The sequence below is a fragment of the Photobacterium damselae genome, assembly GCF_003026815.1.
GTDB lineage: Bacteria > Pseudomonadota > Gammaproteobacteria > Enterobacterales > Vibrionaceae > Photobacterium > Photobacterium damselae.
The window spans coordinates 333,834-359,320 of the sequence record NZ_PYOG01000002.1; the positions used below are offsets into that span (position 1 = coordinate 333,834).

A 25,487-nucleotide genomic window follows, 5' to 3' on the forward strand; every position below is an offset into this window, starting at 1 on the left:
AACTATAATCACTTTTTAGACAATGAAATGGAATAAACACCAAGAAGTTAGTACCAAAGAGCTAACACCAAGGAGTTATATGAAAAAATACTTACTTTCAGTCCTGATGATATTGTCATTCTCAACCTTAGCTGATGATGAGGTTTTAGATTGTGATAATCCGATGAATACTATTCAGATCAATCAGTGCGCCGCAATAAAACTGGAAACAGCACAAGCACAACTTGCTCAATACTTAAGAGCAAGCCTGACTCATAACGCCAATGATCCTGAATTAGTAGAAGCTATTAAGGTCGCACAAAAAGCTTGGCAAGCTTATATGACGGCTCATTGTAATGCGGTTTACACACAATGGAGAGAGGGGACCATTCGAGGTGTAATGGCCATTTCTTGTAAAACGGAGCTTACTGAGCAAAGAACTCATGAGTTATGGCAGAACTTTTTAACTTATATGGACAGCACACCAGCTGTATTGCCAGAACCTAAACACTGAATTTTATTGGTATTATACAGTTGTTCACCAACAGCGAGCCCTTAGAGCATGGTACTCGCTGTGGTGAAGAAAACACAAATCGATTAATTTACTGTTTCTGTTAAATTCTGCTCGCCAATAAAGCCGCCCGTTTGATGGGACCAAAGTTGAGCATAAATACCATGTTGCGCCAAGAGTTCTTGATGCGTACCGTGCTCAACAATTTCTCCTTTATCGAGCACGATTAAACGATCCATGGCAGCAATGGTTGATAAACGGTGCGCGATGGCTATAACCGTTTTGCCTTCCATCAACTCATATAAACTCTCTTGAATCGCGGCTTCTACTTCAGAGTCCAGTGCTGATGTGGCTTCATCGAGAATAAGTAGAGGGGCATTTTTTAGTAAGACACGGGATATTGCGATACGTTGACGTTGTCCTCCAGAGAGTTTAACCCCTCGTTCACCTACCTGAGCATCGTAACCACAATGACCAAATGGATCCGTTAGTGTACTGATAAATTCATCAGCATGAGCCTGTTTGGTTGCGGCATAAAGTTCATCATCTGTTGCATCAGGACGACCATATAAAATGTTGTCTTTTATTGAACGATGTAAGAGCGACGTATCTTGCGTCACCATACCGATATTGCTGCGTAATGAATCTTGTGTAACCTTGGCAATATCTTGACCGTCAATTGAGATTTTACCGCCTTCTAAGTCGTGGAAGCGAAGCAGAAGATTAACTAACGTTGATTTACCCGCACCAGAGCGACCGACTAAACCGACTTTTTCACCGGGCTTAATATCCAGATTCAAATGACTGAGTACGCCCTTGTTCTCTCCATAATGAAAACTGACATCTTCAAAGCGGATGCTACCTTGAGTTACAGACAAAGGTTTTGCATTTGGTGAGTCTTTAATTTCAATTGGTTTAGCTAAGGTTTTCATACCATCAACAACCGTACCTAGGTTCTCAAATAATGCGCCAACCTCCCACTAATGTTGGTAAAAATTTTAGACGTAACTTTCTAAAGATCTCAGGCAAAGCCTTTTGTGACAAGAGATCAACTTGTCTAAATGAGTCTTCAAACATAAAAAATACCTTTAGTCTAAAAAAGTTGTCGATTGCAGTCTGCTTAATCTAAAAAACGCCAAAAAAGTAACTTGTTTGTATAATAACCTTGCTCTGAGCGCAATGTGAATAAATTTTTCTTATGCTTTTTTCCTTACAAGATTAGGGGGAATGAAGGTAAGCGAATCTCTTCAACTACCTTCATGGCGGGTATTAGTTCTTGCGAGCTTTAAACTCAGTGTGCCAGTCAATAACGGCATTAATATCGGTATCTAGCTGCTCAGGTGTAGGTGGCTCTACCGGTGACTCACTTGGCTGGCTATGTTCATGCGCAGAATATTCCCCCATAAGGCGCTCAATGAGATTGCAGTCATCAATTGTTATCTTCGCTAAGTTACTAATTTTATTTTTTGTTTGGACTTCTCTACGATGACGCTGAACCACATCTGCTAGAAACTCAACTTCAACAACTCTTTCAAGTAGAATTCTGAAGTCGCTGCAAATTGACTTCGCCATTGGGGCATAAACCTCAGTACCGTGCGAATCCAATAGTTTTCTAGCTTGGGCTAACCTTTGATTCTTCAGTTCATTTAAAGCCTTAAGTGGTTTTTTCGCAAACAATGGGACAACTCCGTGCTCTCCGCAGCCCCAATTTTCACGCCTTATGTGTACGCATTTAGGATTTCCAAGATCATTTAAGGCTCCCAACAAACTAATTCTATGTGTAAAAACAATGACTTGCCTATGTTCTGACAACTCAACAAGTCGTTTTGCAACATACAACTCATATGACTGATCTAGCGATGATATCGGGTCATCAAAAATAAATGGGGTAGTTTGAGGTTTACCATTGGTATCAGCTAAGAAAGCAGCAAGACTTACTATTCGCTGCTCACCTTCGCTTAAAATGTCATGGGACTTACTGCGGGTGAAGTTTTGGTTCACACCCATCAAGTGCAGTTTGTGCATCACTTTTCCTTTTGACACACGCGTTTTGGACAACTGAACATTGATTTTCTTTGCACCAAGATTATCTAGTTCATCGTTGAAACGCTTAACATAAGCATCTGTTATTACTTGCTTTGATACTTCACCAGCTTTACGTGTGAATTTTGAGCTACCTAACAATTTGCCCCATTCTTCATATTGCCTGTACTTCTCTAGCCTTTTGACCTCTTGAATAATGGCGTCAATGTAACCTGAAGCCCATTGTTTTGCCTTGTAATCATTAAGCTCGTTGGTTAGTTTCTCTTTGTTGAAAGCAATTACGTCTTTTTGATGGTTCTCTATTTCTTTTGCTAGCACCTCTTTTTTTTCTGATAGTGCTGCAATAAGTGAAGTATCAAATGTGAATCCTTGATTTGGAATCTCAGGGTGCTTAACAAGAGCCTCAGAAACTTTTTCGATTTCACCCCATATCTTGCTTAAGACAGGGAGCCATTCTTCTTCGACAAGGTTTGATGCTGCTATTTGAGTCTTTAAGGTATCTTTCGTTGGTATTGATGGTAACTTTTTAACTAGGTTGTCAAAGTGTAGCTGCGTAGCTTTAACTTCTTTCTCAAGGCTTCCTTGAATGTGTTCTTCAAAAGACTTAAAGCGTTGTTTAGCTGCATCTGAAAGTGGTTGGTGGCAAAGAACACACTGAGCGTCATTTCCAATATAAGGGGCTTCTTCATCTGCGTATGCTTCTTTCATAGAGTATTCTTTCGCAGCAACCCATAGAGCTTTCCAAGTTTGACTTCCGATGCCATTCAGCAAGTTCTCATCAGAGAGGGCTTTAGCACCTTGCTCCGCTATTTTTTTTGCTGATTCTAGCTTAGCTTTGGATTCATTAATCTTTTCACAAACTAGAGAACTGACTTTTTCGCTTGCCACTAAAACTGAATTAGTGAGTTCAGTCAGTTGCATTAGCTCCCGTGATTTCTTGTCTTTTAGTTTTGATGGGTCACCTTTTAGACGCTCACTAAGTTCATTGAGTTTGTTTTCGTCATCATTGGTAAAATTGAAAAACTCTCTCAGTGTTGCTTCCGGCACATCTGCTTTAAGCCTATCGTTAATTGCTCGTATATATTTGGACTGCGTTAGTTCTACTGGAGTGTTGGGTAGAATTTTTACTAATTGAGCTTGTTCTTTATCCAGTAAAGACTTGATTGATGTGGAAACGAACACAAGCTTCTCAAACAGAAGAACATCAATCGGTACATATGACACTTCATTTTCATTATCAAGGTAAAGACCTCCAGTAAAAGAGTCAAAAATGTCTGCTGAACTAATCTCAGGGATAGGTAGCGAGTTTGCAACCCAGTCAATTTTTTTCGTACTAACACCATCAATACTAATAGCACATTTGCTCACAGTTGGAGGCGCTTTAAAAACGTTTGGTTTCAGGTCGTTGGCGTTGTTTTTTCCACATGCCTTTTTGAGGATGCGTGTGTAACCTGATTTGCCAGAACCATTATTTCCGTAAACAACAGTGAGTTTCTGTTCGAAGGTTAAAGGAGAGCGAGGGTTTAGGTCGTCAATACCTTCAACTTCACCAATCGACTTAATCCATATTTGATTGGCAGTGCTTGATTCTTCCTTGAATTGTCCAAAGTCTAATGCCTCAGTGCATGACTGACCTTTTGGAGTTTTTAACAGCTCTTTAAACTCTGTGATTTTATCTTGTGTGATTTCTTCCTGTTTTAATATGGTCTGAGCCGCCAATTGAACCCAGTAAGGTTGAGTATGTAACCAGTTGATAATGTCTTCTCTCACGCGACCCATTCGCAATACTCCGGTAAACTTTTGATTGATATTCGATTGGGACGATTAAAGCATGCATTCGTAGATGTGAATATGCGACCTCTATTAGTAAGATCTAAAAACTTGATACAGAGCAAATAATTGGACGGTTAAATCTTTGTTTGCCTACATGCAGTGGATGAGGGATTTTGGCCAATCAATAAGAGGATTCGCAATACCTCTGGCTGCCTGATTTGGTCAAGGCGTATGAGGTAAGGTGTCGGATCAATTATGAGCCAGTACACCTATACCCGACATCCCTCCTACCTAGCCTCCACCTCACTCAAGACCACTGTTTGTCAAAGTTTGTGAACTCGGCAATGTCACTATCCGATAATGAAAGGACAATCGACGCAATATCTTCTTCGCATTCGCTGGCAACAACCCTATCAGCAATAACATCCTTCAGCGTCTCAACACTTACGTTAAGTCGTCTTGCTTTTGCCTTTATTAGTCTTTCCACGTCATCGTGCATAGAAGTCAGCCTCCAAACTCCTTACCCTAGGATAGTTATAGCATTGGGCATTATTGCGCTGCGCTACCATCTGAATAGCCTCAATCAACGCCTTGTCCCTAGTAACGATGGCGATTTTATGCTGATTGTCGCCCTTTAGTTTCTTTGAACGCATCAGTAATTTAGTTAGCAAATACAGCAACATAAAGTCAGATGAGTTCTTAAAAACAGGAGCAACTTTGCCGAGAGGTTTTCCTGTGGGGTTTTTGGGGAGCTTGGCTGAGTGGTTGGCAACAGCAATGTACTTGATAGCCCCCTGACCTTCGTTGGCGAACGTGTATCCATCAGCTTTAACGCAGTCACAATCGAGTAATACGATTTTCATTTCTTATCTCCGTTTGTATGAAAAACGCACTTTAACTGTACATGCATACAGTAAAATGATCAATAGGTTTTTGGTTGCTCTTTAGATGGTAACTAAATCAGATACTTAAGTGCTAGAGGTCATAAATTTCGGATGATAGTTCGTCATTTATTCTTCGTATTAGAGGATTGATTTAAGTTATTGATATTTATGGATTGCCGTCACTTCTTGCTGTGGTGTTCAAGTTCACATCCCCACTAAGAAAGCAACCAAACGTTTTAATGCCCTGTACCGATCAAAACTTCACCTTTACTGAGTCTGATTATTTTTGTATCTATATGGTTTTCAGACACTTGTTCGAGGAGGGGCTATGCCGGAAGCTTCAAAAAAACACTTAGAGGCAAAGAAAAACCACCATCATGTATGGGCTAACTATATGAGGCGATGGTCGCCTGATAACAAACAGGTTTATTACACAACCAAGAAGAACAACGACATTCGCCTTGATAGTGTCAAAAGTATTGCTGTTGAGCGGGACTTTTATCGAGTGAAGCCACTTAAACCTGAACATGTGCAAGTAATTAGGATTTGGTCATTAAAAAGCCCCAAAGACCTACACGAGCTACACATGTCTTATCTGAATGATTACCTAAAGATGCAATACATGGAATCGCTATATGTACAAAGTGGCAAGAAAGATGAAACCGTTGATAAGCTGATTGAAGCTTGGAAGAGTAATGGTATTGAAAACTACCACACAGCTCACGAAAATGAAGTTCAAGAAATTCTAGAGGCTCTTGCAAATCGAGATTTATCGATTCTTGATAAAGATGACAACATGATTAAGTTCATGCAATTCTTTGGTCATCAAATAGCGAGAACAAAAAATTTCAAAGATACGATAAGCAATGCAGCCGACAATCATATTAAGACGTTAACACTAGAGTGTTGGTGGTTTATTGGTTACATGTTCGGCATGAGTATAGGTCGATCACTTTACTTAGATAGAAAAGACGATACTCATTGCCTGCTGATCAATGACACTGATATACCGTTCATTACTTCTGACCAACCTATTGTTAATGTTCACCCAGCATTAACCGCCGAGGTTAAACCACCAGAAGATCATGAGTGTGATTTTTACTATCCAATATCACCAAACGTTGCCTACATGATAAACAAATCAAGTCGGTTCCCATGCGGTATGGTTCAAGTATCAGTCGATGTTGTTGAAGAAATGAATATCAATATAGCCAAACGTGCCAACTTTCATATCATTGGTAACAGTAAGGAGTCGCTTAAGCCTTATAAGAAGTTTGTTGGCTTAAATTTCAATGCTGTTAAAGCAGTCCACAGAACATCTGATTTGCGTGAGTAACTGTAAATCAAATAACCAGATAGGAAATTCGACGCTCTCAAAGACTCACTTTTGAAGCAGAAACTGTTAACGATGAGCGTACTGGCATCCCTCTCGATTTGAATTCAGAGAGTGAATCAGTTCACCTAGCGATTAAGTGAATATTCATTAATGATGAGTAGGTCAGATTGAATGGACAACATCGATGGTGCTTGTAGGTTGAATCTCCAATTGTTCCGCTAGCTCCTGATATGATGCGTCCCACTAAGCATTGAAAGATTATAAGTTCCTAATTGATAGCATTTCTAACTTAAATTCAGTATTAGAAAATGTACATGTAGTGCTTACGAGAAGTTCTAAGCACAATATATTTGCAGCCGAGGTTGTTTCTCCAAATAGTGACCCCATATAAAATAAGGACTTAACTACATGGAAATGGCATATGACGGTAAGACGGGATTTCAGCTTGTTTTTGGACAACTTGAAGATCAAGAACAAGGATTCGATATCGAGTCGCTATGGAACCATCACTAAGAACCTTAATGAAAAGTTTCGAGGTTTAGAAAATGATAAAACCAATAATAGCCTTCAAGCTGGTTCGTATGGTCGTTACTCTGGAATTCAAGGTATTTCTGACCTTGATATGCTTTACATACTTCCACCTTGGGCTTGGAATACCTACCGTAAAGATCCATCAAAGGCACTAGATCATGCTAAAGATGCAATTCAGCAGACATACAAGACAAGTAAGGTAAGAAAAGACCGGAACGTGGTGGTGGTTGAGATGCAGGATTTTACCTTTGAGGTGGTGCCTGTGTTTGAATGGCAAGGTGTTTTCAAATATCCAGACACATATAACGGTGGCTTATGGCGCAAGTGTAATACTCGTGCTGAATTAGAAGCATTTAGGGGGCTGAATACCGAGCGCAAAGACAATCTACGTAAACTTGCGAAAATGGTTCGTGCATGGAAGCATAGAAATGATATTCAGATGAGCGGCTTTCTGATTGATACTCTCTGTTACAACTTCTTCAAAGACAACACCGATTACGATAAGGCTAGTTTCGGTAGTTTTGACAAGATGGTGAGAGACTTTTTTCAATACCTTACCAAAGAGCCAAAGAAAGCATACTACTACGCATTTGGCAGTAACTCTCAAGTCGGAGTAAAGAAAGCATTTCAAGCTGATGCAGAGATCGCTCTGAACAATGCCATAGAAGCCATAGAAGCCAGAGAAGGCGGCTATGAAGATAAGTGCAACCAGCGGTATAAAGCCATTTTTGGCACTAAGTTCCCCAATCGTGAAGCCAAAGAAGTCTCGGCGGTTAATGAGCAGTTTATCGAGGAGCTATTCGATCTAGATATTACCAACCAAATTGTCATTGATTGCGAAATCAAAAGCGATCTAATGACCAGAATGTTGTCATCATTAAAATTTGGCGGGGAACGAATTCAGCACCAACGCAAACTGCACTTCTTCGTAAAGCAAACCGATATCGGTGGAGATTATGAAGTGAAGTGGAAGGTACGTAACCGTGGGTATGAAGCGGATAGGCAGAAGAATCATCGTGGTGACATAATGGATGATGATGGTAGTAAAACCCGTATTGAGACTGCTAATTTCTTTGGAGACCATACGGTTGAGTGTTACGCTATCCGCGATGATAGGGTGATAGCACGACATGAAATCACAGTCCCAATCGAATAGGAACGATAGCTTATGACAGAACAGACGATTAAAAAGCAAGTGGCAAGAGAGTATTACAACGTACTCTACAGCGCCAAGCTTCATTTTGCGTCATTTGATATCTGCGAGAAGCTTCCGACGATGATCAGCGTAATTTCGCTGTCTTTTGGTGTGCTTGGCTTGGCATTTGCCGAGTTCAATAGTAAGGCTTTAGCGGCACTTTTACTTATTATCGGTATCATTGGAATCACCCTCAAGCCAAGAGAGCTTCAAAAGGGGCAGTATGAAGCTACAGGGGTTAGTCTGACTGACATCAGCAAGAAGCTAGAGCATATTTACTGTGAGATTGATGTACAAGATACAGAATCTGTTGCCAAGGCGAGAGCTGACTTAGCGCAAGCGCAGGCTGATCATCGAGCTGTTGGCACTATGCCTCCGGTGCTAATGTCCTCATGGTATGCCCATTACAAAGTCTTTTCTGAGCACAATAGTGACTGGATGAGCAAGGAACTTGAACTCGGCTTTAATGACAAAGTTCCACTAAGTCTGCGTGCGGTGATCATCGGTGCCATAGTCGCTGCCTTGTTATGGCTAAACCCATTGTGCATCACAAGCAAGACTTGGGCGTGGGTTTCTGAGCCTTGTGTTGGTTGTTGGCAAGAACAGCTCGCACCGGGATTAGAACCAGCTTTAGCCAAGGATGCCACGCCAGAACCAAAACAGGATAGTGAAGTAGCTAAATAACAACAAAAGGACACGTAATGTGTCCTTTTTGCTATGTCAAGGGTGTTAATTTAGGTTCATCATCTGCCTGTGTTAACTCGAACATGTATTGGTTCGTTATTAACCAATTGATATAATTGAATTAGTATAAATTATTAAACGATTTAATAATTGCACATTTCTTGTTGTGGTGCTCACATTAACTGCCGTATGAAGCTCACTACGAACTAACTTAGTTTAGGCACTTCAGTTTTCATCATCCTCCGCCGCTCGAACCTTGGCACCATTTTGATTGAAGTTGACATCAATGATATTTGCTAAATCTTTTGCAGCTCTCATTCGAGCATCGACATCCTGAGGAGGGATGGCGTTCCACAAACTGACAAGTAGCTCGTGTGTATGTGCCAAATGTTTGCTTATTGCCTCATCTTTGCGCTCTAATTCTGCTTGATGGTCTTCCTTTTGCTTTCTTAGCTTCTTACGGGCTTCTAACCCGCTATCGTACTTTGATTTCAGATCTTGGTAGGCAGGGTGCCTCTTGATCACATCATCGGTTATGTTGCTGTCGCCAAACTCTTTTCTAACCAATGTAGCCTCAATTGCATCAAGGACATCTTGGTGACCTTTGGCGGCATTATTCGACAGCCCAGCCTCTTTCTCGACATTGGCTTTATTAATTTTAACTTCCTTGCCAGCGGCAATTCGGTCTTTCAAATCTGGATGCTCAGGCTCTTGGCGAACTAGCCTATCAAGCGCGTCAAAGAGTGCTTGCTTTGTTTGCTGGGGATTACGTCTGCGCTTCATGCCATCACCTTAAAATCAATAACAAGACTCTTAACAGCTTCGGGCACTTGGTAGGGTTCATACTTAAAATCTAAGTCTTTCATAATGCGTTCGCTAGCAAGGATGGTCATATAACAGGATGACGCCACGCTTGGATTCAGCTCACCCTCAGATGCTAGGCGCTCTAGCCGATACATTGCGTTCATGCGAGCGCTTTCGGCATAAGCAACATTCTCAATGTAGTCAAACTCACAATCAACACACTCGGTCAGGTCTATTGCCAGACGCATTGAGCACTTATCATTGCTGCAATACATAGAAGGGGCAATAGCGTGGATGTGCTGCTTGCCAGTTCTGAGCTTTTCTTCCCAGTATTCTTTTGTCAGAAGTCGTTTGTTGGTGCCATCCTCAAAGTAATTGGGGTTGTTTTGGATCTCTCTCAAGTACGCAGCCCCTTTACCGCCAGCAAGTCGTTCACCATTGGCTAGGCGTTTGAAGATACGCACACAAATATCAGCCTTCTCTGATATTCTTAAGTCGCTAACTTCTTTCCAAAACGTTGGGTATTTGGTTGCATTTCTTGCGTACCAACGTGTCATCGCCATTGAAAAGTGCCCCAATTGTTGTTTTAAAGCTGGAAATGAACATAGCTCATAACCAACAAGGTAGTAGGCAAGGCTCCTTCTTGCTTGGTGAGGCGTAATTTTGTACTGTTCATCTACATTATGTGTCTGCTTACCTTCAGAAATACTCAAATTATCAATATCCACTTGAGTTAAGCTCATATCAACACCACTTTCCTTAGCGATGAATCTGATCAGGGTTCGACCAAGGGCTGTCTTGGTTCGTTGACGATGAGAGGAAGCTCTTTTTAAATCAACAAACATAGTGTCAGATTTGACTTCTTTAATGTATGCCCTATAAGGCGCTGACAGCGCATTTAGTACATGAAAGGCTTTGTAACCATCAACCGTAGTGACGTAAGTGTCGTCAAGCTTCTGTGTGGTTGGAGTTATTTTTGACTGCCTTGTTGTAAATATGTATATCGTCTCTTTCTTGCGTAATGAGTTTCCGATTGGAAGATCAATGTCTTGGGCACCGAACTGAGGATGTAACGCGTAAAGTTCATCAATGCGCATCCCTGATAAAAGTAACGCCAACCATGAGCATACATTGCATATCCGCGACAAGTATTCTTTTGCTTCAGCAAAACGCAATTCCTTTCCTTGGAACTTAAATGTTAATTTTTTTGTATAGTTATTAAGCGACAGAATTACCTTATTCTCATTAAAAAGTTGTAGCCATCGGTCGTTTTGTTCGTAATCGATAAGGTTGATGCCTTCAGCTTTTAATGCTGATAAAAATTCTGATGTTTCTAGTCGTTCTTTTTCTCTTTTATCAAAGGATCTTGCGCCAACCCTAATGTTGCTGATGGCTTTCTTTTCAGCTTTATCACCAGCTTTTAACATTTCTTCTGTTAACTTTTGTAGTTCATGTCGATGCTTGTATGCCTCTTGCACCTCCTTAATAAAAGAATTTACAAGTTCAGACCAGATCCTAAAAGGGATAACCTCATTTTGTTGAGTGTCAGCTTTCTTAATATTTAGCTTTTTATGTGTTAAATGTGGTAGTTGCACCTCAAATGAAAGGGTGCCACCATATTTTCTTAGTGAATTTAAACCTACAAACATCAACTGCTGACTTAAATCAAATCCATCAGCAATCCAGTCTGACAGCGTTTCTTCTGTTATATCTTCAAAACCGTTAAGACCATACCTAAGCGCCATTGAAGCAAAACACTTTAGGTTGGTTATCCTTGCAGTAAGGGTCGATAATTCAACAACCTCTGCTGAGTGGTAAATTACCGCCAAAGCATATGCTTTAATTTGGTTAATGAAGTTCCTTTCTGCTTCCTTCGAAGCGATTGGAGTAACATTGGCACCAAGTTCTTTATTAAGGTGAAAATTTAAATTAGCAATGCTTTTATTATTTAAGGTGCTTTTATTAAACTCCCAGACATCAGAGCTGAATTTGATTACAATTTTTCTATCTTCATAAACAGTAATATTTTCTAAAAAGGCATAGTCGCCACTTTTTAAGGCTAACTTAACAGCGGCGCTACTGGCATCACAAGGAGCATTAGTTTCAGCCGATCCTAGTGGCAACGCTTCATTTTTTTGCAGTGGCTTCAGTACGATCATATTAATCAGCTTCCTTGATGTTAAAGATATTGCATAACTGAACTATGTTCTTCAAACATGAAATAGCGCCCATTCTCATCAAGAATTTCTTCAGCCTTTTCTCTTGTGGATTCTGGCAATGTATCCAACTTACTATAAAATGCCGCCACTCGTGACTCTATAACGTTGGCTCTCTCTGGAAATAAGTGAATTGCGTCTTCTAGAGCATCAATAAAACTGATTAGCTTATATACGGCGTGTACATCATCCACTAATTCCGCACTATTACACTTCACACACAGGTCGTACTGGTAACATGGAATGTCACCAACGTCAGCACCTTCAATCTCTTTGTTGGCAAACTTTTTAGCACCGTAATGCGTTCCGTCTTTACCGGACACTCTAGCTACACCATCGCAAAGCACACCATTCGGGTTGGTAGGCATATTCCTCGCTTTGTATTCCTCATACGCCAACACTGGGATACCTAACTCAGTTTTCAAGGAAGCCACGGCATCATTTCTGCTTTGCCCTGATGCAATCCTGACGAGGCTATTCATTCCCTGAGACGCCATTCTTTGATTCTCTGTTGGGTGACCATTCAGGTAAGAAACCATAAGAGTCTCCAGAGAATTCTGTAATATTTCTTTTGCGGAAAAACCATTATCTTCAGGGGAATACTCTTGATTACTTGTTGTTGCCCTTATTCGGCTAGATAATAAAGAAAGATAAAAGTCATCATAACCTAGACCATAGTCCTTTAAAAAATTTCTACCCAATACCTCTTTTGGGGTATTCCACTGTGTTGTGTTGTATTTGGCTCCCAATGGTAATAGATATGGTTCTTTAAAAGATACCTTCCCCGTACCATCTGCATTTTTCGGCGTTGGGATTGGATTGAAAGCATTAGAATAAGATTCGACTTTTTTCAGAAACTCTTTATATTGGACAGGGACAACAAAATCACCATCTCTACCATCATCGTATTTGAACCTGACTTTTATATTGCCATCATCATCAGGTTCACCATACTCTAGAGGCATAATAATTCCCTTTAGTTCAACATCTGTAAGGCATTGAATAGCGCCAAACACCATCGATCTTAATCTTCTAGTTAATGATTTAGCTTCTGTCGGTTCCACTAATGATTTATTAACAACTTTTCCACGGAGAGGTGTATTAACAACAGAGTATAGAGGATAAGTGTTACCATTGTATAAGTCGTAAAACAATTTGATAAAATAATCAGCCAATCCGTATCTAGATGATGAATATAACCCCAAATTCATTGCTACTAAAGGAATAATATGATCATCGAATAGTCCAACCCCATTAGTTGTGTAAATATAAAATAGTCGCCCAAAATCTTCTGTGGAGTAAATTTCAGAAAGGGTTGATAGAACTTCAATAAATGTCACTCCATCTTCTATTCCGTTGGTATCTCGTTTATCTATATCAGTAACTACGATGCCAGCATCTTCGTTAGCATCATTTGAAACCACATGCAAAGATTCATCTAGAGATTCAAATAACGCTCTAACTTCTGAGTTTGAACGACCTTTATAACCTTTAACTTTAACTGTGCGAGAAGTTCTGCCTGCTCGTTCTTCCTTTATGATGCTAATTGGGTGACGAACGTCCAGAATTGTAGTTGTATTAAATGCTGTGTAATAAGAAAAAAGTAAATATCCTGAAGCCATTGCCTGATTAAACGGGGAGTTGGCTGAAATCGATCCGCGCCTAATCGTTGACTTTAAATCAATGGTGATTTCCTTGCCATCAACCACATCAATCACAACATCCTTTAAAACATCGGGAGGCGGAAGGGTTGGGTTAGCATCTTTGTAAGCAATCAACCTAGTCGCAAGGTTAGTAAAGTAATAGTTCAAACGACGCAGCATTGTTTGCCATTCGTTTGGTACATATGGAACCGTAGTGGGTCTTCTGTCTGTTTTGAATTGCTTTAGAGATGATTGGAGCCTACCAACATCGAATCCGATTTTATTCAATATCGTATCTTGTTTGACTTTAATCGATTGAGCAGTGCCCTCTTTATATCCTAATTGCTCACCATCTTCATACTGGAAAATATATTTCTTTGCTTCGGTTGCAACAACAACCTTTTCCCAACTTGCGTCGTGCATAGCCTTGTAGCCATCTTCTGAAAATGGATCAACATTAAGGGTGTCTGAACCTCTAAGGTATGCGATGAAAACATCGATGTTCCTTATTAGAGTGGCATGTGACATGCCATCTTTCATTCCTTGGATAATATCTTTATAAAACTTCTTCACCATTTTTCGGCGACAAGGAATAGCCAATTCTTGTGAGGGATCGCATTGTTTGTGACAAAGCCTCTTTAGATTAAATGTCGTAGTAGCCTTTGCAGAGCCTAATGGATTATCAAGAACCACAACCATATCAAGCTGTTCAACAGCCGCTCCATTAGAAGATGGCGGCGGTGGTGTTGTCGCTTTTTTAACGCTGGCGATAGGACTTTTTGCCATAGTTACTGATTCCTCATAAGCGCTTTCATATAGTTATTCTTTCTCTGTGCAAACTCACGCCAGTGCTTGTCGTTATTCATGTGGTCGATGTATTTCTGGGTGGTTGCTGTTTGTTCGTGCCCCATTAACTCAGCCAGCTCAGTCAGTAGCATGTCGAAAATAAGACCACGGCTAGCGTGTTGCTCGTATAGCCAGTGTGTGGCAAACGTTGCCCTAGTGTCGTGTACTGTAAAGTACCAGTCCTTGTGAGTTAATCTGATATTCTTCCTGATTGACTCAAAGTGCTTCTCTATAGTGTTAGGGCTGTAATAGCGACCCTCTGTGTGCGAAACAAATAAACAATTGTGTTTAACCAACGCTCTACTCTCAGCACGCACCCTTGCTTTACTAGTTTTATACAAGAAGAGTGCATCCATTACTTTTCTAGGAACTTGAATTGTCCTAGCTTTGTCATACTTGGTTTGGCAGCCGTTCTTTACCGGAGACAGCAAGACCGGAATCGTGTCCAGTTCTGGTGATGGATATCTAACTTCACTGGCAGGAAAAGTTACTAACTCTTCAACCCTCACGCCGACTTCTGTTGCCAAGTACAGCATCAAGTTCTTCACTTCAGATGCCGACTCAAAGTTGCTATCAAGCTTTAGGTAGCTGTAGAAGATACGCTTTTCATCTTCGCGCATTGGTGTCAGCTTGTGACTAGTGCTTGCATTAGGCTTGGCACCTTTAAATGGCTTTAGCAATCCTGTTGTATTCACACTGATAAAGTCTTTATCGCCAACCTTGGTATGACCTAATATGTCGTGTTGGTTGACCTTTTCCACACCACGCTTTCTGCCTTTGCCATTGCGCTTCCTAATCCGCTTCGTTGTGTATTCAAAAGGAATAAAGTTCTCTGACATGCGAATGATTCTCTCGACATGCATGAACTCGTAGAATTGGATTATGACACCCACGTATGTAGCTGCTGTACTAGCCTCCCAGATGCCCTCTGTAGTGACTTCACCATCAACAACAACGTCACGCTTAAGATTATCGACTAAGAAATCACGAAACCCGTAAACAACACCTTCTTCCCTTTCACTAGAGCAGTCATAGATGGTTTTACCAGCAAGTCGTAGCCAGCGATAAAATAGGAGAAGCGCTTGTGAGTGCGTGTTTAGAGTTGATAGCTCGACGCTATCTTGTGCAACATGGTGAAGGTATAAGTTTGCAGGAAAGACTAGTGCCCCAGAAGGGTCAGTGAGTAGAGGGATGGTTACCATCGTGGGGTTGATGCGTTCTTTAATTGATGGTTTTAGCTCTCCGTTGTCATCATGAACAAACTCAAGAACTGGTTTTCGTTCAACAGCTAGAGTAACCGATGTGTAGTCACCATTTGCGTACTCGGATGATACTAATTTGCGCTGCCTTGCCATCCATGCATCTCCTTTAGTTATTATGGAGATACTATAGCTTCGTCTAACTTTTTAGTCTAATTATTTTGCTTCTATTTTTAGTACATTTTTGGTCTAATGATTTAGACAACATTATCCCACATAATCCACATCGACATACCATTGATACGTAATGCTAAACTGATTGCAATCGCAATAGCCCCAATTTCAATAGCTCCTTGCATCCATAAATAAATCGACAGCGCCGAGATAATAAAGAGTAGGGAATAGTTTGCCAATTGCACACAAACATCAAAACCTGTTACCAAGCGCATTTGTTGGTAGACAGTTTTTAAGAAGCCTTTCATGCCATCTTCGGCATAATCGGTTTCTCTGGTGCTATGAGAAAACAGTTTTACCGTCGAAATATTGGTGTAGCTATCCACTATACGGCCCGTCATTAAAGAACGAGCATCGGCTTGCTCTGTCGCAACTTGCTTAAGTTTGGGAACAAAGTGTAATTGAATGGCAATATAAGCGATTAACCAAGCCACCATAGGGATCATTAACAACCAATCAGCTTGAGCAAGAATCACCAGCATGGAAGTAAAATACACCAGCACATAGACAAACACATCGGCGGTTTTCATGACTGTTTCGCGAACAGCTAATGAGGTTTGCATTACTTTTGTCGCAATACGACCAGCAAAGTCATCTTGATAAAAAGATAGGCTCTGGTTCAGTAAGTATCGGTGTGCTTTCCAACGAATTGACATTGGATAGTTGCCCAACAATGATTGGTGTGAAAGCAAAGATGAGAGTAACACTAACAGTGGCATCACAATCAAAATGACCAAGCTGATACCAAACAATTTGCCGGCATTTTCACTTAAGAATGTTTTCGGATCGCTTGCTGCCAGCCAATCTACCAGTTGTCCCATAAAACCAAATAGTGCAACCTCAATCATGGCAATAACAGCACTTAATAAAGCAACCATAATAAGTGGCTTTTCAAATCCTCGCGTGTAATAGCGACAAAAAGCAAAAATGGTATTCGGGGGCTGGCTGGGATCGTCTTTTGGAAAAGCTTGCGTTAATTTTTCAAAACGCTTGAACATAATTCACCTGAGCTGAAATAAGATAGGAAGTGAGATAAAAGCACTAGTTAAAGGATAGGGAAGAAGTATTTTTCGAGCAATAAGAGAGAGAAGGGAGTGGCAAAAGTGTGAATGTAAGCGCAACAATAATGCCGCGCTTAATATTATCTGTCTTGATTAGAAGTATTATCCCTTACGATTGGCTACCCACAGATACATCAGCTCAAGAGCAATGGTTGCCGCTGCAAGCGATGTGAGATCACTGTGATCATAAGCGGGAGAAACTTCCACCACATCCATACCAACCAAATTAATATCAGTCAGTCCACGGATGATTTTTAATGCTCTATCTGAGGTAATCCCACCAATAACAGGTGTTCCTGTACCCGGCGCAAAAGCAGGATCTAAACAATCAATATCGAAAGTTAGATAGACCGGCATATCACCAACTGTCTGTTTTATCTGAGCCACAATTTCTGCAACAGACAAATCATTCGCATCCATAGCATTGATAACATGATAGCCGTGATTTTCTTTCTTATATTCGGTTCTAATGCCAATTTGAACTGAGTGGGCAGGATCAACTAACCCTTCATTTGGCGCATGATAAAACATGGTTCCGTGATCATAACGGCTACCATGTGGATAAGTATCGGTATGGGCATCAAAATGAATGAGCGCCATTTTACCGTAATGTTTTGCATACGCTCTTAGCAGCGGCAGAGTAGCAAAGTGATCGCCACCCAGAGTCAACACGGTTTTACCATCAGCCAAAATTGCATCGGCCGCGGCTTCTAATCGCGTTGTAAAATCTTCTGCATCACCACTATCGAAGACTAAATCACCAGCATCAATGACCTTAGCTTCTTCGAGTAAATTGAAATCCCAAGGAAACTTTTTACTTTCCCACGCTAGATTGACTGAGGCTTTACGTATTGCATCAGGACCAAGGCGAGCTCCTGGTCTACCCGATGTAGCGAGATCTAACGGCGCACCTAAGATAACCATATCAGCATCGGTATTGATAGGGTTACGCACATAAGGTACGCGTACAAAAGTCATTGCATTGGAGTACAAGGAATAATCAGTTTTAGTAAACAAATCATTCATATTAAGCCTCATAAGCCCATAAACGAGCTAAAAATCAATAGAGATACATTTCACTGTGCGATGAAACATTAACAATTGTCACTTATTTTAATCATAGGTGACAATTGCTTTATGTGGGAAAAAGGAGCGAATGTCTAACGAAGTGGTTTTCTGGTCTCGATAAGAAATTGTCATGAATATTTAAAAGTAAAATTGTTCTCTTTAAATCGTGGGTATTTTGCTGTGGCATTACGAGAAGTGAAAACAAAATCAAATCATGCTTACAACTAATAATTAAAACCTATCAATACAATAGAAAAGGAAAATTGGTTTTATTAGCAACTGTGGATTAAATTTAGTGCATCGAATGAATCGAGCGATAAGAAACGATTTATTTTGTAATGAAATACAGTGTTAACGGTCAAGGTGTTATGAATTCTAAATCGGACTTAGATTAACTATCGATTACAGCTTATACAATTTGGTTATCAGCTTAAAAGTTCATAGTTAATTTGCATATTTAGTAACATGCATATGGTTGCGAATTTATAAGACCAACGTATCCTTAATAGGAATAAACAACGCCTGCGTCATTAGGTGTTAAGTAAAATAATTAGGAGAACAGTGATGTCTAAATGTCCCTTCCACAACAACGAAACTGTTGTGAATCCAGCCGTAAATCCAGGTAACGGTACATCACCAAGCGATTGGTGGCCAAATCAACTTAAACTAGATCTACTTCATCAACATGACCGTAAGTCAAACCCAATGGGTGAAGATTTTGACTATGCGGCAGAATTTAAAACATTAGATCTTGAAGCAGTTAAGCAAGACTTGCGTGATCTTATGACAGATTCACAAGAGTGGTGGCCTGCAGACTTTGGTCATTACGGTCCTTTCTTCATTCGTATGGCATGGCACAGTGCAGGTACTTACCGCACAGGTGATGGCCGTGGCGGGGCAGGTACTGGTAACCAACGTTTTGCTCCTCTAAACAGCTGGCCAGATAACGTAAACCTTGATAAAGCACGTCGTCTAATTTGGCCTATCAAACAAAAATACGGTAAGAAAATTTCTTGGGCTGACCTGATGATTCTTACTGGTAACGTAGCTCTTGAATCAATGGGCTTTAAAACACTAGGCTTTGCTGGTGGTCGTCAAGACATTTGGGAACCAGAGTTAGATATCTACTGGGGTAAAGAAACCGCATGGCTTGCTGATGATACTCGTTACGAGAAAGAAGAAGAGCAGCGTGATCTTGAAAACCCACTAGCAGCAGTACAAATGGGTCTTATCTATGTGAACCCAGAAGGTCCAGATGGTAATCCTGATCCTCTATTAGCTGCTCATGATATTCGTGAAACATTTGCTCGTATGGCAATGGATGATGAAGAAACGGTAGCGCTAATCGCAGGTGGTCACACATTCGGTAAGACTCACGGTGCAGGCGATGCGGCTCATGTAGGTCCAGAGCCAGAAGCTGCGGGTATTGCAGAGCAAGGTCTTGGTTGGACTTCAAGCTTTGGTAGTGGTAAAGCAGGCGATACTATCTCAAGTGGTTTAGAAGTTACTTGGACTACAACACCAACAGAGTGGAGTAACGGTTTCTTTAGCAGCCTATTCTACAATGAGTGGGAACTAGAAAAGAGCCCAGCAGGTGCATACCAGTGGGTATCTAAAGGCGGCGAAGTTCACCCTGATGCTTTTGATCCTAATAAGAAGCACAAAGCAACAATGCTAACTACAGACCTTTCTCTACGTTTCGACCCTGCGTATGAGAAAATCTCTCGTCGCTTCTTTGAGAAACCACAAGAGTTTGCTGATGCGTTTGCTCGTGCATGGTTTAAACTGACTCACCGTGATATGGGTCCTCGTGCTCGTTACCTTGGTTCAGAAGTTCCAGCACAAGAGTTTATTTGGCAAGATCCAATCCCAGCCGTAAATCACGAGCTAGTGGATGATGCTGATATTGCGAAACTAAAACAAGAAATCGCAGCATCTGGTCTGTCTGTACGTGAACTTGTATCAACAGCATGGGCATCTGCCTCTACTTTCCGTGGTTCAGACATGCGTGGTGGTGCAAACGGTGCTCGTATCCGACTATCTCCACAAAAAGATTGGGTAGCGAACGAACCAGAGCAACTAGATAAAGTGCTTAATGTTCTTGAAGGTATTCAAGCGCGTTTTGAGAAGACCGTATCTCTTGCTGACCTTATCGTACTTGCTGGTGGTGTTGGTATTGAAATGGCTGCAAAAAATGCAGGTCGTGATATCTCTGTACCATTTGCACCAGGTCGTATGGATGCATCACAAGAGCAAACAGATGTTCATTCATTTGCCGTTCTTGAGCCAATGGCTGATGGTTTCCGCAACTTTGAGAAGAAGAAATTCTCTGTATCACAAGAAGAGTTGCTACTAGATCGTGCACAATTACTTAAACTAACAGCGCCTGAAATGACAGTACTTGTTGGCGGTATGCGTGTTCTAGATACTAACCATGATCACACTCAATACGGTGTGTTTACTGAGCGTAAAGAAGCCCTAACAAATGATTTCTTCGTAAATCTATTAGATATGGCAACTAGCTGGAAACCAACCTCAGTTGATGAAGACGTGTTTGTCGGTACAGACCGTAAGACTGGTGAAGAGAAGTGGACAGCAACTCGCGTAGACCTAGTATTTGGTTCTAACTCACAGCTTCGTGCTCTAGCAGAAGTTTATGCTTGTGCTGACTCAGAAGAGAAGTTTGTAAATGACTTCGTAAATGCTTGGGTTAAAGTGATGAACGCTGACCGTTTTGACCTTAAAAAATAAATTCTAGTTAAGTAATTAATTTAGAATAACCAAATAAAACGCCCTAATTAAATGTTAGGGCGTTTTTTATTTCAAGTTACGTTAAGATTTATTCAGATGTTTTCTTATTACGTTTTTCCATTCGTTTTTCTTTTAACGTTCGTTGAGCTTTTTTCTTTGTATTATATCGAGCCATGATCATATCCTTATGTAAGTAAATATTATATTAATGAACATTATGTTTGTTTTTTACTGCCATTATTTTAAACCACAGATATTTACCATTTTCTTTGGCATAAATATCATCACCGACACGGCGTCCAATCAGTTCAGAGCCAAGAGGTGACAAGATGGATAAAGGGCGAGAGTCTTTAGTCACACATCCAGGAATACTGAGTTGATAGCAGTAATCTTGGTGTCCCACAAGGTCACGAATTGTGACAATAGAATCAACATATACCATTTCTGAATCAAAACTGTTTTTTTCTGTTTTATCAATTTTATTCAGTAAGTTTTCAAGTATATGGGGCTTTATTGCTAGAGATAGCGAATTCTTTAATAAACTGAGCATAGTTCTTCCTCTATTATACCCAGCCATTTCAAACTAAATTGACGGTATGGGTTTATTTAATTACACGATTTAATATGGGTAATTAAATACAGGAAGATAAGGCGATAACCTCTCATAACGACTCCTTAATAACTAGTTGAAGACAGCATATCGAATTGTATTTTTTATTCAAATTATGACTATTTTAGAGTGTTAGTTGGTTTTCTGATTTTTATTAGAACTAAAGAATATTAGCCATCTATTATTAGAGTTTTAGCCTATTTAAATAATGAAAAGAGAGGGAAATAAATTGAAACAGTTATCGTATTTAAAAATGGATGAAAAAGGGAGAAAAATGACAGTAAATTGAAATAACCCAAAGTATGAGACTAACCGCATCAGATTGACTATGGTATGCTACTAATGTTTTTTTCATTATAGAGCTATCATGAAACGATTATTCCTATCACTGTGCATACTTGCGACTTCGACGGCTTGTTCATCTTCCGAAGTGCATTTTGTGCGAAAACCCCTACATATCGATGTTCAAGCGGATCTCCCTGTGCAAGTGAATGAGACATCAGGACTTGCGGTGATCAACAATCGGGTTTGGACTCATAATGACAGTGGTGGTAAAAACGAGATTTATCAGCTCTCTCCTGACTATAAAACCGTTACAAAAACCGTCTCAATTAAAGGCAATAAGAACTACGATTGGGAAGATCTAACCCAAGATGAACGCTATCTCTATGTCGGTGATACTGGTAATAACAGTACGCGTCGTAATGGGGGAGTCATTTATAAACTGCGTATTAGTGACGTAGAAAAATACCATTCCGTAATGCCGTACAATGTGATTCGGTATCAGTTTAAAAACTTCCATAAGGCAAAGACCTATCAACACAATTTTGATAGTGAAGCTATTGCTAGTGTAGGCGATAAGATCTGGCTATTTAGTAAAAATTGGAACGATGAGCAATCTCAGCTGTATGTTTTAAGTAAGAGTGCGCAGCGTCAACTATTAAAGCCTGTTGCAACTTATCCAACTGCAGGGCTCATTACGGGAGCAGATTATAATCCTCAAACTCAAACCATGGCGTTAGTGGGTTATCGTAAAGACATGCTGCTTGGATACGCTTTTATTTGGTTAGTGAAAGTGAAAAATGACCGATTAGATTGGTCAACGGCGGTGTATAAGCGGTTAGGGATCTACGGTCAATGGGAAGGCATACATTGGGATGGTGCTGATAAACTGCTACTGACAACTGAGAAGAACCCATTAACCAAGGCGTTAATTGGTACTGTAGATGTGAGTTTTTATACTAAGTAGCCATTTTTACTGTTTATTATCTCGATAGCCAGATGGGATAATATAGGACGTTAAAATTACAGTTAAATGCATCTTATTAAAAAGAGCTAGCCCCACGTTATAGGGTCACTTTATTAAGGCTAGCTCTTTGCTTTATTAGGTATTATGAATACTGAATCACCGCCATAATTAATACCACAACCATACTGCTCAACATAGGAACACTGGTACGTTTGATAACATCAATTGGTGTTAATCCTGCCATTCCTGAAACCGTAATAATTACACCCGCAACAGGTGACATAGTTCGGCCAATACCAGCTGCAAATAGAATTGGTAGCAGTGGTAGAAGAGGGTTTACTCCAAAATTTGTTGCGATTTGAGGCACAATTGGAATGAAAGCCATCACAGGAGCATTACCAGAACCGGTAATAAATGCGGTTAGTAAGATAAAGCCAGAGAAAACCACCACAATACCGCTAGGGCCTAAATCAAATGATTTTGCAGTATCGATAAGTGCATTAATGGCGCCGATGTTGGTTAAACCCGCAGAAAAATATTCCGCAGCAATCATCAGAGTTAATACGCTAGCGAAAATCATTCCTGTACCTTTTAACCACGCTTCGAAATTATCAAAAGCACGTTGAATAGAACGGAAACGAATCGCCTCAATAACTACACAAATGGTAATTGTAGACATCATGGCAATTGGAATAGTCATAGTGATCGATTCCATGACCATACTCGAAAAGCCGAACAAAAATACGAAAGGCAATACAGGCAGTAAAGCATAAAACTTAGGAACCGTATCATTCGCATCGTGTTGAGCTTCAAGTGTGGCTAAGTATTTACCACGGTCTTGAGTTGGATCGTAACCATCTTTGCGGTCACAATGGCGTTGCCACAAAATATTAACTAAAGGAATGGTAAACAATAATAATGCTTGGAAAATGGTTTGGTGATTAACCACAAAATCCATTATTTCAACATTAATGGCATTTGCACCAATAACCGCATTTATTTGTCCTGGGCCATATTCCCATGCTGTTGGGATAACAATGGTTGCAACTGCGGTTTTTGCACTGACACCCGCATTTCGTAATACGGGATATAAGGTTCCCATTAAGAGTAATGATAGAGAAGTTGCTCCAGTTATGAATACATACATAATAGAAACAAAGAGCAAAACTAAAATTAATAAAATATAGGGGTTTTTGACCGCCATAACAGGGCGAGAGGTGGCTTTCACCAATGCTTGTGACGCACCAATATGGTTTAAATAGGTCGAAACACCTGCAATAGAAACTAATGTTAAACCGACTTTACCTAAGCGAGTATTGGTGATTTCGGTAAAACGTTGCCATAAGTCAAAAAATAGAGCGCCTTGTGTTTTACCTTCTGCTAATACTGGCGCAATTCCAGAAATAGACGCATAAGCTAAAAGTAACAATCCTGCTGTTATTAACGTTGCTTGAGGGTTGAATTTCTTCAACATTGAGTAAGCAACGAGACCAACTATAAATAAAGTAAATATATATTCCATGTTAAGCTCAAATATCCAAATAAAGATAAGTTATTATTGGTTATTTGCGATATAAAATAATGAGCATTAATCATACAATAGATAAAAAGTTGGCTCCATTGTCATAAGTTGGATTTTTATCACGTAAAATTACGCTTATAATAATATTTTGTTTTACCTTTGTTTTTATGATGTTAAAAAGTGATTTTAATTAAGATATAAAACCACTTTTTAAAGAATAAAAGAGAAGGGATTGATTTGTTGTGGTGCTAGGAAATAAGTGTGGTTGGCGGTTGGTACATGGTTGGTTTGGTTATCTGCTTGTTTCGTTTTTTTGATGGGGTTAGAGCTTGTTGGTTATCTCAAATACTCATTTATATCGTATATATCGTATTAACGTAATTTGGGATTAGTTTTTCTGCCTTTAACCTTGCTATTTGCTGTCCATATTAAAAGTAACAAAGTGTTACGGTAGCAATGACACCATATGCATACCACAAGTATTATTGCATTATCTTTTATTTTCAAATCTTAAAAAATACAATGGCGAAAAGTGGCATAACACCTCCTAATTATCTTATTACACTACGCCATAGATTTTTTAATCAGGAGTCATAATGCCTCAATTAGCATTCGAAAAATTACCCCCACTACTATTTCTAGTGATTTCTGTATTACTAGCTGTGGCGCTTTTTATCTTTATTGTTCGACTGAAATCCACAAAGCGAGAACTCGAAGATTCTAAACAAGAAACCGTAAAGACTTCTCAAGCACTTGCTGACTATGAAAAGAAATATTCTGGCATCATTGATGTGGATAAAGAGATTAAGATTAGAAGCCAAGCATTCAACTTACGCCAAGATGAAGCTAATGCAGTTTATCTTAAGATCACAAATGATATTGAGCAGCTCCAGTCGAGTTACAAAGAGAAGAAAGGTATATATGACTCACTCATCCATCAGATAGGCATTTATGATGATGACGTTGAGTTGCTGGAGCTAGGTTTCTATGAACCACACTTTGACTTTGACACGTCAGAGCGATTTAAAGAAAAAATTCGTAAGTGCAAAAATCGTCAAAATGTAGTGGTCAACAAATACTGGCCACAGTATTAGAGGTTAACCAATATAATCGTTCGGATTCATTCGGTGTTAATCCGCCATTATATTGATGTGGTCGTAATTGGCTGTAATAACCAATAATATATCGAGTGATTTCGTGTTTTGCTTCAGCAAAACTACAATAACCTACATTTGGTACCCATTCTGTTTTTAAACTTCTAAAGAAACGCTCCATAGGTGCGTTATCCCAACAATTTCCTCGCCGAGATAAACTTTGTTTAATCTGGCATCGCCATAATAATTGTCGG

General features: G+C 40.0%; 17 protein-coding genes and 2 pseudogenes. 7 read left to right on the top strand and 12 right to left on the bottom strand.

All coding sequences use genetic code 11. The features are described 5' to 3' along the window. Positions 1 to 79: 79 nt before the first annotated feature. On the top strand, positions 80 to 493 hold the full coding sequence (locus tag CTN07_RS04350) for a lysozyme inhibitor LprI family protein (RefSeq protein ID WP_036763741.1): 414 nt from the start codon (positions 80 to 82) through the stop codon (positions 491 to 493). Positions 494 to 576: 83 nt separating this feature from the next. Here the strand turns inward: CTN07_RS04350 and CTN07_RS04355 are convergent. The 3 genes and pseudogenes from CTN07_RS04355 to CTN07_RS04370 form a co-directional block, all read right to left on the bottom strand. After that, positions 577 to 1,470, bottom strand: a pseudogene (locus CTN07_RS04355) (ABC transporter ATP-binding protein); the annotation flags it as partial. Between the two features lie 289 nt (positions 1,471 to 1,759). Further along, complete coding sequence (locus CTN07_RS04360) at positions 1,760 to 4,312, bottom strand: AAA family ATPase (protein ID WP_005299105.1); 2,553 nt, start codon at positions 4,310 to 4,312, stop codon at positions 1,760 to 1,762. A 482-nt stretch (positions 4,313 to 4,794) separates the two neighbouring features. Then, the gene (locus CTN07_RS04370) at positions 4,795 to 5,169 is read right to left on the bottom strand and encodes a hypothetical protein (RefSeq protein WP_036763747.1); all 375 of its coding nucleotides are present in this window, start codon (positions 5,167 to 5,169) and stop codon (positions 4,795 to 4,797) included. Between the two features lie 349 nt (positions 5,170 to 5,518). Between CTN07_RS04370 and CTN07_RS04375 the strand changes: the two genes are divergently transcribed. From CTN07_RS04375 to CTN07_RS04385, 3 genes are all read left to right on the top strand, one after another. Next, entirely contained in the window at positions 5,519 to 6,526 is a 1,008-nt protein-coding gene (locus tag CTN07_RS04375; protein WP_005299108.1) for a DUF4238 domain-containing protein, read from the top strand. Between the two features lie 421 nt (positions 6,527 to 6,947). Further along, positions 6,948 to 8,213, top strand: coding sequence for an SMODS domain-containing nucleotidyltransferase (locus CTN07_RS04380; RefSeq protein ID WP_005299111.1), 1,266 nt, complete (start codon positions 6,948 to 6,950; stop codon positions 8,211 to 8,213). A gap of 12 nt (positions 8,214 to 8,225) precedes the next feature. Continuing rightward, positions 8,226 to 8,936 (top strand): SLATT domain-containing protein, encoded by a 711-nt coding sequence (locus CTN07_RS04385; protein WP_005299114.1) that lies wholly within the window; start codon positions 8,226 to 8,228, stop codon positions 8,934 to 8,936. 225 nt (positions 8,937 to 9,161) lie between these two features. Here the strand turns inward: CTN07_RS04385 and CTN07_RS04390 are convergent, their stop codons facing one another. The 6 genes and pseudogenes from CTN07_RS04390 to speB all read right to left on the bottom strand — a co-directional run bounded on the left by CTN07_RS04390 (position 9,162) and on the right by speB (position 17,965). After that, entirely contained in the window at positions 9,162 to 9,719 is a 558-nt protein-coding gene (locus CTN07_RS04390; protein WP_050787755.1) for a hypothetical protein, read from the bottom strand. Next, complete coding sequence (locus CTN07_RS04395) at positions 9,716 to 11,899, bottom strand: site-specific integrase (RefSeq protein WP_005299116.1); 2,184 nt, start codon at positions 11,897 to 11,899, stop codon at positions 9,716 to 9,718. The genes CTN07_RS04390 and CTN07_RS04395 overlap by 4 nt, the downstream gene beginning before the upstream one ends. Positions 11,900 to 11,919: 20 nt before the next feature. Beyond that, positions 11,920 to 14,385, bottom strand: a complete 2,466-nt coding sequence (locus CTN07_RS04400; protein ID WP_005299119.1) for a hypothetical protein — start codon at positions 14,383 to 14,385, stop codon at positions 11,920 to 11,922. 2 nt (positions 14,386 to 14,387) lie between these two features. Continuing rightward, on the bottom strand, positions 14,388 to 15,800 hold the full coding sequence (locus CTN07_RS04405; RefSeq protein ID WP_005299123.1) for a tyrosine-type recombinase/integrase: 1,413 nt from the start codon (positions 15,798 to 15,800) through the stop codon (positions 14,388 to 14,390). Positions 15,801 to 15,913: 113 nt separating this feature from the next. After that, positions 15,914 to 16,876 (bottom strand): annotated as a pseudogene (locus CTN07_RS04410) (ABC transporter transmembrane domain-containing protein); the annotation flags it as partial. A gap of 165 nt (positions 16,877 to 17,041) precedes the next feature. Then, positions 17,042 to 17,965 (bottom strand): agmatinase, encoded by a 924-nt coding sequence (gene speB, locus CTN07_RS04415; RefSeq protein ID WP_005299129.1) that lies wholly within the window; start codon positions 17,963 to 17,965, stop codon positions 17,042 to 17,044. A 606-nt stretch (positions 17,966 to 18,571) separates the two neighbouring features. On the opposite strand from speB, the gene katG reads away from it, so the two are divergent. Then, complete coding sequence (gene katG / locus CTN07_RS04420) at positions 18,572 to 20,758, top strand: catalase/peroxidase HPI (protein ID WP_005299132.1); 2,187 nt, start codon at positions 18,572 to 18,574, stop codon at positions 20,756 to 20,758. A gap of 205 nt (positions 20,759 to 20,963) precedes the next feature. On the opposite strand, the gene CTN07_RS04425 is transcribed toward katG, so the two are convergent. Then, positions 20,964 to 21,308 (bottom strand): GreA/GreB family elongation factor, encoded by a 345-nt coding sequence (locus tag CTN07_RS04425; protein WP_036763749.1) that lies wholly within the window; start codon positions 21,306 to 21,308, stop codon positions 20,964 to 20,966. Between the two features lie 427 nt (positions 21,309 to 21,735). Between CTN07_RS04425 and CTN07_RS04430 the strand changes: the two genes are divergently transcribed. After that, the gene (locus tag CTN07_RS04430) at positions 21,736 to 22,617 is read left to right on the top strand and encodes a hypothetical protein (protein WP_005299135.1); all 882 of its coding nucleotides are present in this window, start codon (positions 21,736 to 21,738) and stop codon (positions 22,615 to 22,617) included. 142 nt (positions 22,618 to 22,759) lie between these two features. On the opposite strand, the gene dcuC is transcribed toward CTN07_RS04430, so the two are convergent. Next, positions 22,760 to 24,139: a C4-dicarboxylate transporter DcuC gene (gene dcuC / locus CTN07_RS04435; protein ID WP_005299138.1), complete on the bottom strand. Its 1,380-nt coding sequence runs from the start codon at positions 24,137 to 24,139 to the stop codon at positions 22,760 to 22,762. A gap of 596 nt (positions 24,140 to 24,735) precedes the next feature. Between dcuC and CTN07_RS04440 the strand changes: the two genes are divergently transcribed. Then, positions 24,736 to 25,233 carry a hypothetical protein gene (locus CTN07_RS04440; RefSeq protein WP_036763751.1) on the top strand — a complete coding sequence of 166 codons (498 nt, stop codon included), beginning with the start codon at positions 24,736 to 24,738 and terminating at the stop codon, positions 25,231 to 25,233. Here the strand turns inward: CTN07_RS04440 and CTN07_RS04445 are convergent. Next, the coding region (locus CTN07_RS04445; RefSeq protein WP_146154878.1) for an integrase core domain-containing protein at positions 25,208 to 25,487 on the bottom strand (280 nt) is incomplete at its 5' end. The genes CTN07_RS04440 and CTN07_RS04445 overlap by 26 nt on opposite strands.

Bases quoted from the DNA above. Each gene is read 5' to 3' on its own strand.
- CTN07_RS04400 (WP_005299119.1), bottom strand. From the start codon at position 14,385: ATGGCAAAAAGTCCTATCGCCAGCGTTAAAAAAGCGACAACACCACCG.
- CTN07_RS04395 (WP_005299116.1), bottom strand. From the start codon at position 11,899: ATGATCGTACTGAAGCCACTGCAAAAAAATGAAGCGTTGCCACTAGGA.
- CTN07_RS04350 (WP_036763741.1), top strand. From the start codon at position 80: ATGAAAAAATACTTACTTTCAGTCCTGATGATATTGTCATTCTCAACC.
- CTN07_RS04440 (WP_036763751.1), top strand. From the start codon at position 24,736: ATGCCTCAATTAGCATTCGAAAAATTACCCCCACTACTATTTCTAGTG.
- CTN07_RS04405 (WP_005299123.1), bottom strand. From the start codon at position 15,800: ATGGCAAGGCAGCGCAAATTAGTATCATCCGAGTACGCAAATGGTGAC.
- speB (WP_005299129.1), bottom strand. From the start codon at position 17,965: ATGAATGATTTGTTTACTAAAACTGATTATTCCTTGTACTCCAATGCA.
- CTN07_RS04385 (WP_005299114.1), top strand. From the start codon at position 8,226: ATGACAGAACAGACGATTAAAAAGCAAGTGGCAAGAGAGTATTACAAC.
- CTN07_RS04425 (WP_036763749.1), bottom strand. From the start codon at position 21,308: ATGCTCAGTTTATTAAAGAATTCGCTATCTCTAGCAATAAAGCCCCAT.
- CTN07_RS04360 (WP_005299105.1), bottom strand. From the start codon at position 4,312: ATGGGTCGCGTGAGAGAAGACATTATCAACTGGTTACATACTCAACCT.
- katG (WP_005299132.1), top strand. From the start codon at position 18,572: ATGTCTAAATGTCCCTTCCACAACAACGAAACTGTTGTGAATCCAGCC.
- CTN07_RS04375 (WP_005299108.1), top strand. From the start codon at position 5,519: ATGCCGGAAGCTTCAAAAAAACACTTAGAGGCAAAGAAAAACCACCAT.
- CTN07_RS04380 (WP_005299111.1), top strand. From the start codon at position 6,948: ATGACGGTAAGACGGGATTTCAGCTTGTTTTTGGACAACTTGAAGATC.
- CTN07_RS04390 (WP_050787755.1), bottom strand. From the start codon at position 9,719: ATGAAGCGCAGACGTAATCCCCAGCAAACAAAGCAAGCACTCTTTGAC.
- CTN07_RS04430 (WP_005299135.1), top strand. From the start codon at position 21,736: ATGAAACGATTATTCCTATCACTGTGCATACTTGCGACTTCGACGGCT.
- dcuC (WP_005299138.1), bottom strand. From the start codon at position 24,139: ATGGAATATATATTTACTTTATTTATAGTTGGTCTCGTTGCTTACTCA.
- CTN07_RS04370 (WP_036763747.1), bottom strand. From the start codon at position 5,169: ATGAAAATCGTATTACTCGATTGTGACTGCGTTAAAGCTGATGGATAC.